The organism is Leptospira perdikensis (genome assembly GCF_004769575.1).
GTDB lineage: Bacteria > Spirochaetota > Leptospiria > Leptospirales > Leptospiraceae > Leptospira_A > Leptospira_A perdikensis.
This window is the reverse complement of record NZ_RQGA01000003.1, coordinates 881,180-895,350: the sequence shown is the minus strand read 5'-3', so window position 1 is coordinate 895,350 and position 14,171 is coordinate 881,180. Positions and strand designations below refer to the sequence as shown.

The following is a 14,171-nucleotide window of genomic DNA, read 5'->3' as shown; positions in this document are numbered from 1 at the left end:
GAGGGTTATTTTGAGACCAATGTGAATTTTAGTTTTTCTTTCACTTCCTCGACTTTCTTAAAATATGCCTCATGGAAAACTTTTTTCTCTAAATAGGCATCTGTGCAGGAAATCATCTCCCCATACTTCCATTCGTAAGGTTCCCCATTTTCATAACGAACTCTGTTCTGATGGATTTGGGAGGATAAACTCCGAAGATTGGTTCCTCGAAAATTTTTCACAAGGGCACGAAAGGTTCCTTCTTTTTCAGGATCAATGAAACGAAATTTACGAGAAAACAAAACGGCATCATGAAAGTATTCAGGAACGTTAAAAGCACCAGATGTACCAAGTCGTTTCGAAAGGACTCGAATGAAATCCGTGAATTCATTTAAGACATTGAGTCCTGGATATTCTTGTCCAAAGTATAATTCTTTTTTGATATCACCGGGTTCAAAATTAATATTTTGAGTGAGGAGCCAATCAATGTAAATCATGGGAAATTGTTCATCATCCCCTTTCAACTGGAATTGAGAAACCTTTAACCGAGTGTGGACTAAAATCTTTCTATTAGCAGATTTTACATAAATTCGGTTATCGTAATCGTTTAAGATTTCCAACTCGATAAATGAATCATGGAACCCACGTTTTTCAACAGCAGTAATCAAACCAGCGCCAACTAACATCTGCTCTACCTCATAATGAGTGAACCGATTGAATAATTTAGGCTCCATGTTTAATGAAGTATTTAATTCTTTTGATACATCAACTAAAGACAAATCGTCTAAATCCAACCAATCAGCCTGATTTTTCTTTTTGTCTGTAGAGGAAAAAACTCCCATTACTTTTCACCAAATGCAGTAATTGTATTAAAATGAATTTCGACAGTATCACGGAAGTCACGAGCATAACCACCTGCTAAAGTCACAACACATGGAACATTTAGTGTTTCAGCAAACTTACGAACCATCAAATCTCGTTCTTTCAAACCCTTCATGGAAATTTTTAATTCTCCAAGAGAATCATCTTCATAAGGATCAGCTCCTGCAACATAATAAATTATATTGGAATCAAAATCTTTTCGAATTTGATTTAAAGATTTTTCTAATGCAGTTAAATATTCATCATCTTTGGTATTTGGTTCTAGATCCACATCTAAGTTAGATACTTCTTTCTTTGGATAAAGATTACCTTGGTGCATCGAAAATGTGTAAACTTTGTCATCATATTGAAAAATATAGGAATTACCATTCCCTTGATGCAAATCTAAGTCAATGATGAGTGCATTTGAATTAGGATCTGTTTCTCTTTGTTTCCGTATAGCAATTGCTACATCATTCAAATAACAGAATCCCTCTGCTCTATCTGGAAAACTATGATGGTATCCTCCGCCCATATTAAAAGCAAATTGGAACTTTTTAGATAGTTCTGCTGCCATAATAGTACCACCGACTCCATATGTGAAACTTTCCACAATACTTCGATTAAGTGGAAGTTCTGAATACATCGTGCGAGATGTATGTTCATAACTAAACAGATCGTCTAAGTATTCTTTTGTATGAACGAGTTCTAAATCTGCATCTTCTGCTTTTTTAGGTAGCAGAATGTCCCAGGAAGCATAAACTGGATCCCTTTTGACACGGTTATAAAGATGTGAATACTTATGAGCTGGGAAAACATGTCCCGGTAATTCGAGATTGTACGAAGAATGGTAGATAAGAGCGAATGCATTAGATGCCATTAAAATGATATTTTTGCGAAAAATGACACAAGTCAATTCAAACCGTACAATTTACTTGCAGGAAAAAACAAAAAAGCTAAGAATAGGGTCTATGCCGGAAGACAGCAAAATCCCAAACAAAAGAACAAAAATTATCTGCACCATTGGACCTGCATCTGCAAACCGTGAAACCATTCTAAATCTCATCTATTCGGGAATGGATTTGGCAAGAATGAACTTTTCTCATTCTACCCACGACTACCACAAAGAAATCTTCGAATTGTTACGAGAATGCGAACAAGAGTCCGGCAAATCCATCGGCATCCTTGCTGACTTACAAGGTCCCAAAATCAGAACGGGAAAATTGGGAACTGGGCCATTGGATCTCAAAACGGGAGACCAAATTGCCATCAATAATAAATCCGACTTTCTAGGAACTGCCGAAGAAATCGGTTGTACATATCAATATATTTTAAATGATATCGATGTCGGACATAAACTCTTGATTGATGACGGCAAACTTTCGTTTGTTGTAAAATCTAAAACAAAAGAGAAAGCAGTTTTAGAAACTGTGATTGGCGGAACATTAAAAGACAACAAAGGAATCAACTTACCGGGAACACCTATCTCAGCACCTGCACTTTCTGAAAAAGATATTGAAGACCTGCAATTTGCTTTATCACTCGGCGTGGATTATATTGCGCTCTCTTTTGTAAGACGAGCAAGCGACTTAGAAATGGCACGCCAATTTATGAAAGATAGTTATGCCGGTCTCATAGCAAAAATTGAACGCCCGGAAGCCATCCAGAATATTGAAGAGATCATCGATAATTGTGATGGAATTATGATTGCGCGTGGAGATTTGGGTGTGGAGTTAGACACTCAATATGTTCCGATCATTCAAAAAGAAATGATCACCAAACTAAACCAACAAGGGAAACCAGTCATCACCGCCACACAGATGTTAGAGACGATGATTGACAACCCTCGTCCCACTCGTGCTGAAGCCAGTGATGTTGCCAACGCAGTTATGGATGGAACGGATGCAGTGATGTTATCTGGGGAAACCGCTTCGGGTAAATATCCAATCGAAACAGTTCGAACCATGACAAGTATCATTCAAGCTGCAGAAGAGTCGGAAATTTATTTATCACATCTAAGAAGTATGGACCGTTCCGAATTCGAAGTGGAGCGGACCGCTCTCGGAAGTGCAGCTGAATCCATTTCTAGGTCCATTAACGCAAAAGCAATCATCAACTTTACTAGGTCAGGATATTCTTCCCTTCTCTCCTCAGAGTTTCGTCCATTAAAACCAATTTATTCTTTCACACCTTTCCTCGGTACTGCAAGAAAGATGCAATTGTATTGGGGAGTGGAAGCTTACGTTATGCCGATGATGGATAAGTTTCCCGATATGATTGCTTTTATGAGCAAAACACTTAAGTCAGAAGGAAAATTAAAATCAGGAGATATCGTAGTGATTTTATCCGGTGCACCAGGATCTGTAGCACAAACGGTGGATTTCATTCAAATCCATAAAATCAAGTAACGATTGTTTTACGAATGCCTCGGGCTGCTATTGTTGCAGTAGTCCAGGCATTCTGAAAATTAAACCCACCTGTAATTCCATCTACATCGATCACTTCGCCCGTAAAATAAAGACCAGGACATTGTTTACTTTCCATTGTTTGGAATTGAATGTCTTTTCTGGAAACACCTCCCGCCGTTACAAACTCTTCTTTAAAAACTCCTTTGGCAACCATCCGAAGTTTGGTTTGAGTTAATGAAAGACTTAAATTACGAATTTCAGCTTTAGAAAAATCGGAGTAACGTTTATTAGACGAAACTTTAGATTCCTTTAAAATCCAATCCCAAAATCGTGATGGCAATTTCCACTCAGGATCTGGTGTTAATTTTTCGGCAGGGGATTTTTCTTTTTTAGATAAATACTCATCTTCGATGTTTTGAGTTGATTTTCCACCTATCCAATTGACAGAGAGATCTACTTTGTAATCAGCTTCAAAAAGAGTTCGCGCCTCCCAAGCAGATAACCTGAGGGCACAAGGCCCACTGAGTCCCCAATGAGTGATAAGTATAGGTCCCTTTTGTGATTTACCTTTAGGCAAAACTTTGATTTCTGAATAAGGAACTACTAGACCAGTAAGTTCGATTAAGTCTGTATTTTCTAATGTTAAAGTAAAAAGGGAAGGAACAGGATTTATAATTGTATGTCCTAATTTTTCCAAGATACTCCAAACCTTTCGGTTGGAACCGGTAGCAAGAATTACAAAATCAAAATGTTCTTCTAGTCCCCCTTCCCATAAAACTCGAAAACCTACGGTTTTGTCGCTAACCTGATTGGAATAAATGCCAACTAACCCTTGTTCAAAGTGGATAGGTATTTTTTTGGATTTTAATTCATTTAAAAAACATTGGATGATGGTATCGGAACTATCCGTTGTAGGAAACATCCTTCCATCGGCTTCGGCTTTGAGTTTGACCCCTCTTTTGTCAAACCAGGCGATAGTGTCTTTCGGTTGGAAACTTTCAAAAGCCCAACGAAGTTCTTTGTTCCCCCTAGGGTATCTTTCAGAAAGAAGTTCTGGGTCAAAAAGGTTATGAGTGACATTACATCGCCCACCACCGGAAATTCGAAGTTTTGCTAATGGTTCTTTTGACTTTTCGAAAATTTGGATTTCACATAACCCTTGTAACTCGTCATTAATCTGCAACGCGGCAAAACAACCAGATGCACCTGCTCCAATGATAGCAATTTTAGGTTTTTTCTGCAATTCTTACCACTCACCTGTATTTGGCATAGAAATCCATGGTTCTGATAATTCTAAAGGTTTACCTTTTTGGAGAAGTTCGATGGAAATTAAATCGGGAGACCTAACAAATGCCATACGACCATCACGCGGAGGACGATTGATAACAACACCCATTTGTTGAATTCGCGCACAAGTTTCATAAATGTTATCTACTTCGTAAGCAATATGGCCAAAATTTCTTCCGGTTGTGTAAGGCTCTGTTTGTCCCCAATTATAAGTAAGTTCAATCTCAGAAGCATCTTCCTCACCTGTAGATAAAAACACCAAAGTGAATTTACCTTCAGGGTGTTCATTCCTTCTCATAATTTTTAACCCAAGGACTTCCACAAAAAAATGTAAGGAACGATCTAAATCCAAAACGCGAATCATTGTATGTAAATATTTCATCTCTTCCTACTATAAGAAAAAATAGCCTAATAGCACAAACCAAGAAATATACTTGGGAATCTCGAAACGAAGCCAGTTTTTGTGTCCTTCCAAGAGTTTTCCCAAAGAAATAAAAGAAAAAACTAAAAGCGTAAATACAGATGCAATTTCACCTAAAGAAAACAAATGCATTCGTTTCAGAAAATATAAAGTGAAGGCTGTCGGGACCAAAAAAGAAAAAAGGAGAAAAAGGCGATACATTGCCTTTCCAGCCTTACGTCTGTATTGCGGATCACGTGTTTTTTGATCAATCGTCCATTTGTGGTGAGCCAACCAAACCTTTGGATCACGAACTCCGCGGTCAATTATGGCTTGTAAGTCGTCTGGTCTTACGGAAGGATAAGAGAAAAAGGAAACAAGTCCCTGCCATTTGTTTTTTGTATGGATTAAATCCGAAAACAAATCTCGAAACACATGTAATTCAGCAGTGACTGGATCATAAGTATTTAGTTGGGAAACCAGCCCATACCGAGGTTCTTTGTTCTCTTCACAAAAAGTTCCAAAGATACGATCCCAAAAGATAAATACACCACCATAATTACGATCAATGTATTCTGGGTTCATAGCATGATGAACTCTGTGGTGCGAAGGAGTGACGAGCACATACTCAAACCAAACTGGTAGTTTTCCAATAGTTCGAGTATGAACCCAAAATTGATAAGTGCGATTCAGTGCATCAATAATTAAATATGATTCAACCGGAAACCCAAGAAGAGCCAAAGGTAGATAAAACAAACCAATTCCGATATTACGAACAAAGGATTGTCTGAGTGCTACTGATAAATTAAACTCTTCACTCGAATGATGTACTACATGAGATGCCCACAAAACTTTGATTTCATGGCTATAACGATGAGCCCAATAAAACAAAAAATCTAGTAGAACAAATAAAAAAATCCAATGTAATGGTGATGAGGTGGATAAAAATACTTTGGAAAGATATTCGACTCCCCAAGAGATTTGGTATAACTCATTGTAGACGAAAACCAACCCAAGAAGAATCATTCCGTCAAAGATGCGACTAAGAACTCCCAAACTCAAATCGGCCAAAGAATCTTCGTAAAAATAGTAATCCTTTTTTTTGAAACGAGTGTAAAGTATCTCGAGTAACATAAGGACAAAATAAAAAGGTGCGATGGATTCAATGAGTCTCATATATCCCTTCCCGTTCGTTTTATTTTAATTTAGCACTCAAATCTGCATTCAATTCATTAAATGTATTGGTAAGTCCCAAATTCCAGCCGAGAACCAAAGCTTCCGGTTCTTTTTTCTCTATAGATTGGTTTTGTTTATAAGTTTTTCTAAAAACCGGAGTTGATACCGAATCTTTGTCTTCATAAACAACAATTTCAAACTCAATCACTGCTTTTGGTTCTTTGGTTCGGAAATCTCCATACATTTGTGTCAGATTCAATTCAATAAAATGAGTAACATTAACTCGGGTATGAATACTTGCATCCCATTCGAAATTTCCCGATTTTAATAGGGAACGAACAAATTCTTCTTTGAAGTTATGAGCCGGAGGGATAAAAAAACCATTATAAAAATCGGATTCATAAACCGCATTTTCTTTGCGGTAAACAAACTCTTTCCCTTCAAACCTTTGGGAGATAAAAACCTTACGTACTACGAAGGCTCTCGGCTTTACGACAGAGAACAACTGTTTGGTTTCACCAGTTTCAATTAAATAAAACTTTTTTTCAGGAAAGGTTTTACTAACACCGAAACATTGACTAAGAAAAAAGGTGAGCCCAAAAAGAATTACAAAACGGATAAAGGTTTTCATTATATTTATTTCCAGAGTTTAGACTTGTTTGGCGCTTCTCCAAAGAGAAACTGAGATGGGTATTTTTTTGCATTCGCAGTGACCTCTTTTAGGTCTTCCGAAGCAATTCGTAAGTTTTCAATTGATGTAGAAATGTCTCCCTGGTTTGAAGCAAGAAGAGTGTCCAAACGTTTTAAAGTTGTCTGTAACTGCGTAACGGAAGCATCCAATTTTTTTGGTAACCCCTGTGTTTCGGGACTTGCAATGAGAGCTTTTACTTCGGCATTGGTTTTTCTAAGATCAACAAGTAACCCTGTTGATTCACGAGCTAGGTCTCCGAGTTTTGCTTCTTGGATGGTTTGGTTCAAGTTACGAATGAGTTCCCCTACACCCAAAAGGATTTTATCCACATCGGCTTTCTCTACTTTATCAAAAAATTTATCCACAGAAGCAGTAAACCTAGAGATGGTACTTGGAGCAGAAGGAATGTAAATGGTTTTTGGTTCCCATTCAATGGATAGAGGTGGATTTTTTTCAGGATTTAGATAATCAACTTCCAAATAAGCTGTTCCAGTTAATCCTTGTGAGGCGAGCCGAACGCGAAGTCCACTTTGGATCATCCTTTGAACGGTTCTCTTTAAATCATCACCATATACACCCTTCACAAAATCAGGGACAGACATTTTAATCAAAACGTATCTTCCGTAACGAAGTTCCGTATCTTCAGTCAGTTTATGTGAGTATTCATTTTGCACAAAGGTAATTTCTTGTACTGTCCCGACCTTAACCCCACGGTGTTTGACTGGCGATCCAATATCCAAACCTTGTACTGATTCATCAAAATAGGTTTCTAAACTAACAGATCTTTGAAAAATATTTCCAGCAGTAAACACAATCAAAAACAAAATGAGTGTGAAAAAACTAACGAGTACGAAGACCCCAACTTTAAAATAGATTTTACTCGATTGGTTCATAACGGGGAACTCTCCTGTGGGATACGATTAAAGAATTGTTTTACAAATGGGTCTTTCGACTTTTCTTTCAAATCTTTTGGTTTGCCTTCTGCGATAATTCCTTTTTTGGATTTATCTAAAACAATCACACGGTCAGCCATTGTAAACACAGAAGGCAATTCATGTGTAACAATTACAAAAGTAACTCCAAGAGTTCTCGACAAACGAATGATTAGGTGGTCTAACTCCACGCTGGTAATGGGGTCAAGGCCTGCGCTGGGCTCATCTAAAAACAGAATTTCAGGATCCATGGCCATAGCGCGTGCTATCGCAGCACGTTTTTTCATACCCCCCGAAAGTTCAGCTGGATACAAATGAGCAAAAGGAAAGAGACCTACCATTTTCAGTTTGGTCATAGCAATTTCATTCATGATAGGAAGTGGGAGTTTTGTAAATTCTTCCAAAGGCAATCGAATGTTTTCTAGTAAAGTCATGGAACCAAAAAGAGCACTTTGTTGATACATCACTCCAATCCGATTCCAGATCTCGATTTTTTTCTTTCCCTCGGCAAGAACGATATCATCTTCGTCGATCCATATACGGCCGCTAAACGGGGATGTTAATCCGATCATATTTTTTAGAACTGTTGACTTTCCACAACCAGAACCACCAAGAATTCCAAAAATTTCTCCTCGGTTCACTTCAAACGAAATATTTTCCATAACCACAGTATGGCCATAACCCGTTGTTAGATGTTCTACTCGAATGATTGGTTTATCTTTCATATTTTTAGGTAAAAATATAAGACGGAAAAAATTCCATCAAGTATGGAAACAAGTATGATAGAACCAACCACAGCGGAAGTGGTCGATTCCCCGACGGCACCAGCTCCTGATGCCGTTTTTAATCCCCTATAACAACCAATAGAGGCAATGATCATTCCAAAAAAATAAGATTTCAAAAGTCCACCTAATATATCGGAAAGACCCACAGCAAGATTCACTTGATTGATAAAAGTAACAAGTGGGAATCCAAAACTAATCAACACAACGGCTCCACCAATCAGACCAAACAAATTAAAAACGATAGTAAGTAGCGGGGTCATCAAAAGAGACGCCACCAAACGAGGAATAATTAGAAACTGAACAGGAGGAAGGCCCATTGTGGTTAATGCATCAATTTCTTCAGAGACCTTCATCGTTCCAAGCTCTGCTGCAAATGCAGATCCTGACCTACCCGATAAAATAAAAGCAGTCATTAGCGGACCTAACTCTCGAAATAAAGAGAGGCCGACAAGGTTTGCCACAAAGATCTCTGCTCCAAACCTTCGCATAGGAATTGCTGACTGGAAGGACATGATAAGCCCAAGTAAAAACCCAATCATCGCAATGATGGGGAAAGCATTCACTCCCATTGACTCCGCAACACGGAATGTATCTTTCCAACGAATTTTGGAAGGATGTAAAAAAGAACGCCAAAAAGAAACAGTAAGTTCACCAGTAAATGTAATTAGGTATTTAAACTCTAACAACGAGTCAATGGTCAGTTTTCCAATCTTTTCGGATCTCCTGAGCGAATTTGCGAGTGTTTCTTTGTTTCTTTTACTATCATCTTCAGAAATACTCAATCGGTATTGGAACTGCTCACCTAATCCAAATAATACGAATTGGATCCGTCGATTTTCACATTCCAGACGAATTAATTTTAAAAGAGAAATTCCGGAAGAATCCGATTCTTCCAAATTACCCGCATGAACTGCGACTTTACGAGGGGGGCTTTTTTTTAGGATTTCAAAAAAAGAAGTCCAATCCTTGCCAGTTTCCGAGGCAGTCAGGACCACCGGGAGATGGATTTCTAAGGTGCTACCTTCCCACAAAAAGGAGGATTGTCGATGAATGGTATCCACGTTTCAAACGTAATTCTAATTCGGAACGAACCCGAGGCAAGTGATTTTATTTTACAACCGAATCGATTGATTAAAAGATGAACATCAATGTGGAATCTAACAAGTCATCTGATTGCCTTTTCTGCTGGACTTTCTCTTCTTTTTGCTTGGGGAGAATTCCTTAGAAAAAACACGACGGACCAGACAAAAGTACAAGGATTATTATTTCTCTTTGCGGCCATGTTCCAGGCTCATACTTTTTTTACATGTACGGGCATTTACCAATCATTCCCTCATTTATATCTCACCCACTTGCCATTCACTGCTTGTATTGGAGCACTTCTGAAAAGATACTTTGCGGAACTTTGGGATGAAAACCCAAAAAGAAACCAATTTTCATTTTGGGAACTTGTACCAGCGGTTATAGTAATTATATTAATGATCCCTTTTTATACTTCCTCTGCCGAAGAAAAAATAGCAATTCATACAAAATATTTGAAAGAAGGTGTCCCGCTAATCTTTCAAATTACTATCCTTATCGCCGTTTCACCCATATTTTACGCTGCTTTTTATGTTTTCACCAACATGGTAAAATACATCCGCCTGGAGAGATTCAAAAAGTCAGCTCATCTTCGTTTGGTGGGAATTGTTGTTGGGATTGGAACCTTCTCCAGTTTAATCGGAATTTATACTTTATTCTTTCACCATAGGCATGGATTAGAACTTGTTTCTACATTTATCGCCTTACTGCTGATTGGTGTTTACCTTTTGAGGCAAAAAAGCCCTGAATTATGGGGAGAGGTGCAAAGGATTGTCATCGAAGAAAAAAAATACCAAACCTCTCAACTAGGCGGATTCAACCTAGATACCCTTCAGAACCAACTCAAACACCTTATGGAAGAGGAAAGGATCTACCGAGATGAAAGTATCAACTTAGAGAAGTTGGCCAAACAAATGGATCTTTCTGAACACCAACTCTCTGAGTATTTGAACCTCCACCAAAAAAGAAGTTTTTTCCACTTAGTCAATCACTACCGGATTCGAGAGGCCAAAGAATTGTTTTCCATACACCCAGATAGGAATATTCTCACGATCGCTTATGATGTAGGTTTTCCGTCCAAATCCACTTTCTATGATGCCTTCAAAAGAGAGGTAGGTACAAGTCCTAGTGATTATCGAAAATCCATTAGTCGCTAATCCGGTTGGGCCAAACCGGAACCTTTTTTTATTCCGCCTTTACCGATCCGGTCGATTCAGTGATTCATTTTTGCTAGAATGGAATCATTCTCAGAGTTTGTTTAGGAGAGTTCTATGTTTGGTGGACCAGTTCAGTGTGAATTAGTTTTAGATTGTGTTACCAAAATTGGTTTTGCACAAGGGGTTTTAAATTTCCTGCGTTACTACCCCATTGCCGGTTTGGCATTTCTTTTATTCTATGTTTGGCGAAAGGATTTTTTCGAAACCTACCGCATTCAAAAAGTATATCCCAAGGCTGAAAAGGTTTGGAAAGAATTTCGCCAATCGGCTGTAACACTTGTTGTTTTTACACTTGTTGCCGTTACAAACATTACCTTAATGAAAGCAAAAATTGTTCCGAGCGCTGTATACTTTGGACCTGTTTCTGGATGGTCTGGAGTCGGATATCTTTTCTTAAGTTTCGCTCTGATTACCGTTTGGCATGAGACTTGGTTTTATTGGATGCACAGATTCGCTCATCTAAAAAAAGTTTACCCCCATGTCCACTCAGAACACCACCAGTCAGTGAATCCCTCACCTTTGGCCGCATACCGATTCCAGGCAACGGAAGCATTTTTAGAAGCTATCTACATTGTTCCTTTTGTGATGTTTGTTCCGATTCATTTCTATATATTAATTTTTCATACCTTTTATGCGATGGTTTTGAATATATGGTGGCACTTAGGATACGAGTTTTTTCCGAAAGGTTGGGCTTCACATGCAATCACGAAATGGATTAACACATCCACACACCACAACCAACACCACCAGAAGTTCCAAGGAAACTACTCACTTTACTTCAATGTCTGGGACCGTTTGATGGGAACTAATTTTCCCAATTACGAAACATACTTCGATCAAGTCGCAGAAGAGAGAGATAAAAAACGAAAAGAACAAGAAATAAAACCTAACGCTGAGGTGGAAGTTTTAGCATCTTAATGAAATATTCATCGAAACAGCTCAAACTGAATCGATGAATAATCGTAGTCAAACCTGGGGGATATTTTTAGAATACTCCCTTAGGTTAAAAATGAAAACTACTTTGATTGTTCTTTTGGGAATCCTTTCGATCATTCTCTGCGGTGTCTTACTGACTTTTTTTCTTGTGACTCAAGGAAATATTATAGAAGATGGATCGATTGATCATTTACCTATTTCTATAAAAACGGCGACCTACTTACATCTTATATCATTCAGTATTTTAATTTTTGATTCCTTCGCAAAGAGAACCAAACGAAATCTCACCATTTCCCTGTTTTCTATTCTCACACTACCAAACCTGATCGCTTTCGTTACCTTAATTCTATTTAATCCACAACTTCTAAAGGTAACAAAAACATCTTTTGATTTCCTATCAAATTGGAATCTATCGGATCCTATTTTTTACCTTTTTGTTTATATTAAAACGATCCTTTCTATCTTTTAATCAACAACTTGTTGCCGGACTTACGATTCAACGAAGAAACCTTCCGATTACAAGTTTAGACATTTAACCTAGGTATCACTGCTTTTCCGAGCAAAAGAATCGAACAACCAAGGAAACTAACGTTAGATTTACACCGAGTTTCGATAGGAAGGGGCATTCTTTTTATAATCTGTTTCTTTGGTAAGTGACTTTCTTTTAACATTGGGTTACCAAAGTAAATCACTTACTTTTTACAGAGAGTTTCCGAAAGAAATCGCTCTTTGATTCTACCAACTCTCGAAAGCAAATGATTCTCTTAAATCGGCCCTTCTCTTTTACAGCCAGTTTCAAAATTAAGCCACTTTCCTTTTACTCCCACTCACCAAAGTAAGCCACTTTCATTGCACAGCCAGTATCAAAATTAAGCCACTCCCCTTTTACACCCACTCACCAAAGTAAGCCACTTACCACTCCATCCAAGCCCCGGGTTCGCTTTTTTCCATATTTGCGACATAAAATGCTTTAGGGGGAAGAAAAAGCGGTCGAAGGGGAATGTAGAGAGGAAGAGAAATATGTTTGAAGCAACACATTTCATGAAAACTCAAGACCTTTTGGAACGTGGCCTCGGGGCAGCGAGCCAAAGGCGAAAAGTGATTACAGATAATATTGCCAATGCAGATGTACCCAACTTCAAACGTTCGGAAGTGGTGTTCGAATCTATGCTGAAACGTGCCATCGAATCAGAAAAAATCGAAAAGGACAAAGCTGTTCCCACAAAAATCACGAACGACCGCCATATTGAATTTTTTAAACCGCTAGATTACCGGGATGCCAAACCCAAAACCAATTTGGACTATCTGACTACAATGAGACCCGACGGAAACAACGTAGATATTGAAAAAGAAGTGGTCGATGCCAATCAAAACCAAATGAGTTACAGCCTTATGATTGATAGACTCAACCAAAACAATCGTCTTCTCAACATCGTGATGAGGACTAACTAAGGAGTAAGTTATGGGAATGTTTGATTCCATTAATATTTCGGCAACTGGACTTTCTGCGCAAAGACTTAGAATGGATGTTATCTCGAATAACATTGCAAACTCGACAACCACGAGAAACACCAATGGAGATGGCCCGTTTAGACGGGATCGTGTCATCCTCACGCCGATTAACTTACGAACCAATTGGAAAAGTCCGGTATATCCTTTTGGTGTAGCTCCAGGTGAAGGGAAAGGGGTCAAGGTGATGAAAATCGAAAAGGACATGAGTCCTCTAAGATTAACTTACGATCCAACTCATCCTGATGCCATCCAAACTGGTCCCAAAAAAGGCTACGTCGAACTTCCCAATATTAACATCGTTACTGAGATGACGGATATGATTTCGGCTTCCCGCTCCTATGAAGCCAATGTCCAACTCATCAATGGATCCAAAGCGATGATGAACAAAGCGATGGAAATCGGTCGGGCCTAAATTCCGACCCATTCCGGGCTTTGTTCCTTTTTTTAATGTGACATAATTTTTTTCTTTAGGTTTCCTAGATTTGACCGACATTTAGAGTGAGGAAAACCCGCATGGCCATTGATCGCATTTCCAATTTGAGTTCCCAAACCTACAAACCCTATTCCCTTCTCCCACAAGGAGATAAGGTAGGAATCTTTCGTTCTGATGAACGCCACTACGGAAAAACAAATGAAGCCAAGTCACCTGATGAAGTAGCAGGAACATTTGGGGATGCTTTGAAAAAAGCATTCGAACAAGTGAATGACCAACAAGTAGAAGCGGATGAATTAACACAAAAAATTGTTTTTGATCCTAACTCTGTAGAACTTCATGATGTGATGATTGCGGCAGAAAAAGCAAGAATCTCTTTGACATTTGCAAAAACAATGTCTGATGGATTTGTAAGAGCCTACAGAGAACTCACAACCCTCAGATAAAATTTAAATGATTAAACCTACATGGTTC

Annotated in this window: 16 protein-coding genes; 7 read left to right on the top strand and 9 right to left on the bottom strand. The window is 38.4% G+C overall.

Features of this window, described 5'->3' with window-relative positions; all coding sequences use genetic code 11:
* Window positions 1–5: 5 nt before the first annotated feature.
* Both EHQ49_RS05530 and EHQ49_RS05525 read right to left on the bottom strand, forming a co-directional pair.
* Entirely contained in the window at window positions 6–821 is an 816-nt protein-coding gene (locus EHQ49_RS05530; protein WP_135577121.1) for a hypothetical protein, read from the bottom strand.
* Window positions 821–1,720, bottom strand: coding sequence for a histone deacetylase family protein (locus tag EHQ49_RS05525; protein WP_135577119.1), 900 nt, complete (start codon window positions 1,718–1,720; stop codon window positions 821–823). Before EHQ49_RS05525 ends, EHQ49_RS05530 begins: the two co-directional genes overlap by 1 nt.
* Window positions 1,721–1,811: 91 nt before the next feature.
* Here EHQ49_RS05525 and pyk point away from each other — a divergent pair, with 91 nt between their 5' ends.
* Window positions 1,812–3,248 (top strand): pyruvate kinase, encoded by a 1,437-nt coding sequence (gene pyk / locus EHQ49_RS05520; RefSeq protein ID WP_135577117.1) that lies wholly within the window; start codon window positions 1,812–1,814, stop codon window positions 3,246–3,248.
* On the opposite strand, the gene EHQ49_RS05515 is transcribed toward pyk, so the two are convergent.
* The 7 genes from EHQ49_RS05515 to EHQ49_RS05485 are packed head-to-tail and all read right to left on the bottom strand — an operon-like array spanning window position 3,241 to window position 9,580.
* On the bottom strand, window positions 3,241–4,491 hold the full coding sequence (locus EHQ49_RS05515; RefSeq protein ID WP_135577115.1) for a BaiN/RdsA family NAD(P)/FAD-dependent oxidoreductase: 1,251 nt from the start codon (window positions 4,489–4,491) through the stop codon (window positions 3,241–3,243). The genes pyk and EHQ49_RS05515 overlap by 8 nt on opposite strands.
* Before the next feature lie 3 nt (window positions 4,492–4,494).
* Window positions 4,495–4,917 (bottom strand): lactoylglutathione lyase, encoded by a 423-nt coding sequence (gene gloA / locus EHQ49_RS05510; protein ID WP_135577113.1) that lies wholly within the window; start codon window positions 4,915–4,917, stop codon window positions 4,495–4,497.
* Window positions 4,918–4,926: 9 nt separating this feature from the next.
* Window positions 4,927–6,111, bottom strand: coding sequence for a sterol desaturase family protein (locus EHQ49_RS05505; RefSeq protein ID WP_135577111.1), 1,185 nt, complete (start codon window positions 6,109–6,111; stop codon window positions 4,927–4,929).
* A 19-nt stretch (window positions 6,112–6,130) separates the two neighbouring features.
* On the bottom strand, window positions 6,131–6,742 hold the full coding sequence (locus tag EHQ49_RS05500; protein ID WP_135577109.1) for an ABC-type transport auxiliary lipoprotein, LBF_0736 family: 612 nt from the start codon (window positions 6,740–6,742) through the stop codon (window positions 6,131–6,133).
* Window positions 6,743–6,747: 5 nt separating this feature from the next.
* Window positions 6,748–7,695 (bottom strand): MlaD family protein, encoded by a 948-nt coding sequence (locus EHQ49_RS05495; RefSeq protein ID WP_135577107.1) that lies wholly within the window; start codon window positions 7,693–7,695, stop codon window positions 6,748–6,750.
* Window positions 7,692–8,459: an ABC transporter ATP-binding protein gene (locus EHQ49_RS05490; RefSeq protein WP_135577105.1), complete on the bottom strand. Its 768-nt coding sequence runs from the start codon at window positions 8,457–8,459 to the stop codon at window positions 7,692–7,694. Before EHQ49_RS05490 ends, EHQ49_RS05495 begins: the two co-directional genes overlap by 4 nt.
* Entirely contained in the window at window positions 8,456–9,580 is a 1,125-nt protein-coding gene (locus EHQ49_RS05485; protein ID WP_135577103.1) for an MlaE family ABC transporter permease, read from the bottom strand. The genes EHQ49_RS05490 and EHQ49_RS05485 overlap by 4 nt, the downstream gene beginning before the upstream one ends.
* Before the next feature lie 87 nt (window positions 9,581–9,667).
* On the opposite strand from EHQ49_RS05485, the gene EHQ49_RS05480 reads away from it, so the two are divergent.
* The 6 genes from EHQ49_RS05480 to fliE all read left to right on the top strand — a co-directional run bounded on the left by EHQ49_RS05480 (window position 9,668) and on the right by fliE (window position 14,143).
* A complete protein-coding gene (locus tag EHQ49_RS05480) occupies window positions 9,668–10,756 on the top strand; it encodes an AraC family transcriptional regulator (protein ID WP_135577101.1) in 1,089 nt (362 codons plus the stop codon).
* A 114-nt stretch (window positions 10,757–10,870) separates the two neighbouring features.
* Window positions 10,871–11,734, top strand: a complete 864-nt coding sequence (locus tag EHQ49_RS05475) for a sterol desaturase family protein (RefSeq protein WP_135577098.1) — start codon at window positions 10,871–10,873, stop codon at window positions 11,732–11,734.
* Between the two features lie 91 nt (window positions 11,735–11,825).
* Window positions 11,826–12,221, top strand: a complete 396-nt coding sequence (locus EHQ49_RS05470) for a hypothetical protein (protein WP_135577096.1) — start codon at window positions 11,826–11,828, stop codon at window positions 12,219–12,221.
* Window positions 12,222–12,772: 551 nt separating this feature from the next.
* Window positions 12,773–13,204: a flagellar basal body rod protein FlgB gene (gene flgB, locus EHQ49_RS05465; RefSeq protein ID WP_100742093.1), complete on the top strand. Its 432-nt coding sequence runs from the start codon at window positions 12,773–12,775 to the stop codon at window positions 13,202–13,204.
* A 10-nt stretch (window positions 13,205–13,214) separates the two neighbouring features.
* A complete protein-coding gene (flgC, locus tag EHQ49_RS05460; RefSeq protein ID WP_002975027.1) occupies window positions 13,215–13,676 on the top strand; it encodes a flagellar basal body rod protein FlgC in 462 nt (153 codons plus the stop codon).
* A 101-nt stretch (window positions 13,677–13,777) separates the two neighbouring features.
* Window positions 13,778–14,143, top strand: a complete 366-nt coding sequence (gene fliE, locus EHQ49_RS05455; RefSeq protein WP_002975092.1) for a flagellar hook-basal body complex protein FliE — start codon at window positions 13,778–13,780, stop codon at window positions 14,141–14,143.
* The last annotated feature ends 28 nt before the right edge of the window (window positions 14,144–14,171 follow it).

Excerpts from the sequence above, each read along its gene's own strand:
- EHQ49_RS05530 (WP_135577121.1), bottom strand. The coding sequence starts at position 821 with ATGGGAGTTTTTTCCTCTACAGACAAAAAGAAAAATCAGGCTGATTGG.
- EHQ49_RS05525 (WP_135577119.1), bottom strand. The coding sequence starts at position 1,720 with ATGGCATCTAATGCATTCGCTCTTATCTACCATTCTTCGTACAATCTC.
- pyk (WP_135577117.1), top strand. The coding sequence starts at position 1,812 with ATGCCGGAAGACAGCAAAATCCCAAACAAAAGAACAAAAATTATCTGC.
- gloA (WP_135577113.1), bottom strand. The coding sequence starts at position 4,917 with ATGAAATATTTACATACAATGATTCGCGTTTTGGATTTAGATCGTTCC.
- EHQ49_RS05505 (WP_135577111.1), bottom strand. The coding sequence starts at position 6,111 with ATGAGACTCATTGAATCCATCGCACCTTTTTATTTTGTCCTTATGTTA.
- EHQ49_RS05500 (WP_135577109.1), bottom strand. The coding sequence starts at position 6,742 with ATGAAAACCTTTATCCGTTTTGTAATTCTTTTTGGGCTCACCTTTTTT.
- EHQ49_RS05495 (WP_135577107.1), bottom strand. The coding sequence starts at position 7,695 with ATGAACCAATCGAGTAAAATCTATTTTAAAGTTGGGGTCTTCGTACTC.
- EHQ49_RS05490 (WP_135577105.1), bottom strand. The coding sequence starts at position 8,459 with ATGAAAGATAAACCAATCATTCGAGTAGAACATCTAACAACGGGTTAT.
- EHQ49_RS05480 (WP_135577101.1), top strand. The coding sequence starts at position 9,668 with ATGTGGAATCTAACAAGTCATCTGATTGCCTTTTCTGCTGGACTTTCT.
- EHQ49_RS05475 (WP_135577098.1), top strand. The coding sequence starts at position 10,871 with ATGTTTGGTGGACCAGTTCAGTGTGAATTAGTTTTAGATTGTGTTACC.
- EHQ49_RS05470 (WP_135577096.1), top strand. The coding sequence starts at position 11,826 with ATGAAAACTACTTTGATTGTTCTTTTGGGAATCCTTTCGATCATTCTC.
- flgB (WP_100742093.1), top strand. The coding sequence starts at position 12,773 with ATGTTTGAAGCAACACATTTCATGAAAACTCAAGACCTTTTGGAACGT.
- flgC (WP_002975027.1), top strand. The coding sequence starts at position 13,215 with ATGGGAATGTTTGATTCCATTAATATTTCGGCAACTGGACTTTCTGCG.
- fliE (WP_002975092.1), top strand. The coding sequence starts at position 13,778 with ATGGCCATTGATCGCATTTCCAATTTGAGTTCCCAAACCTACAAACCC.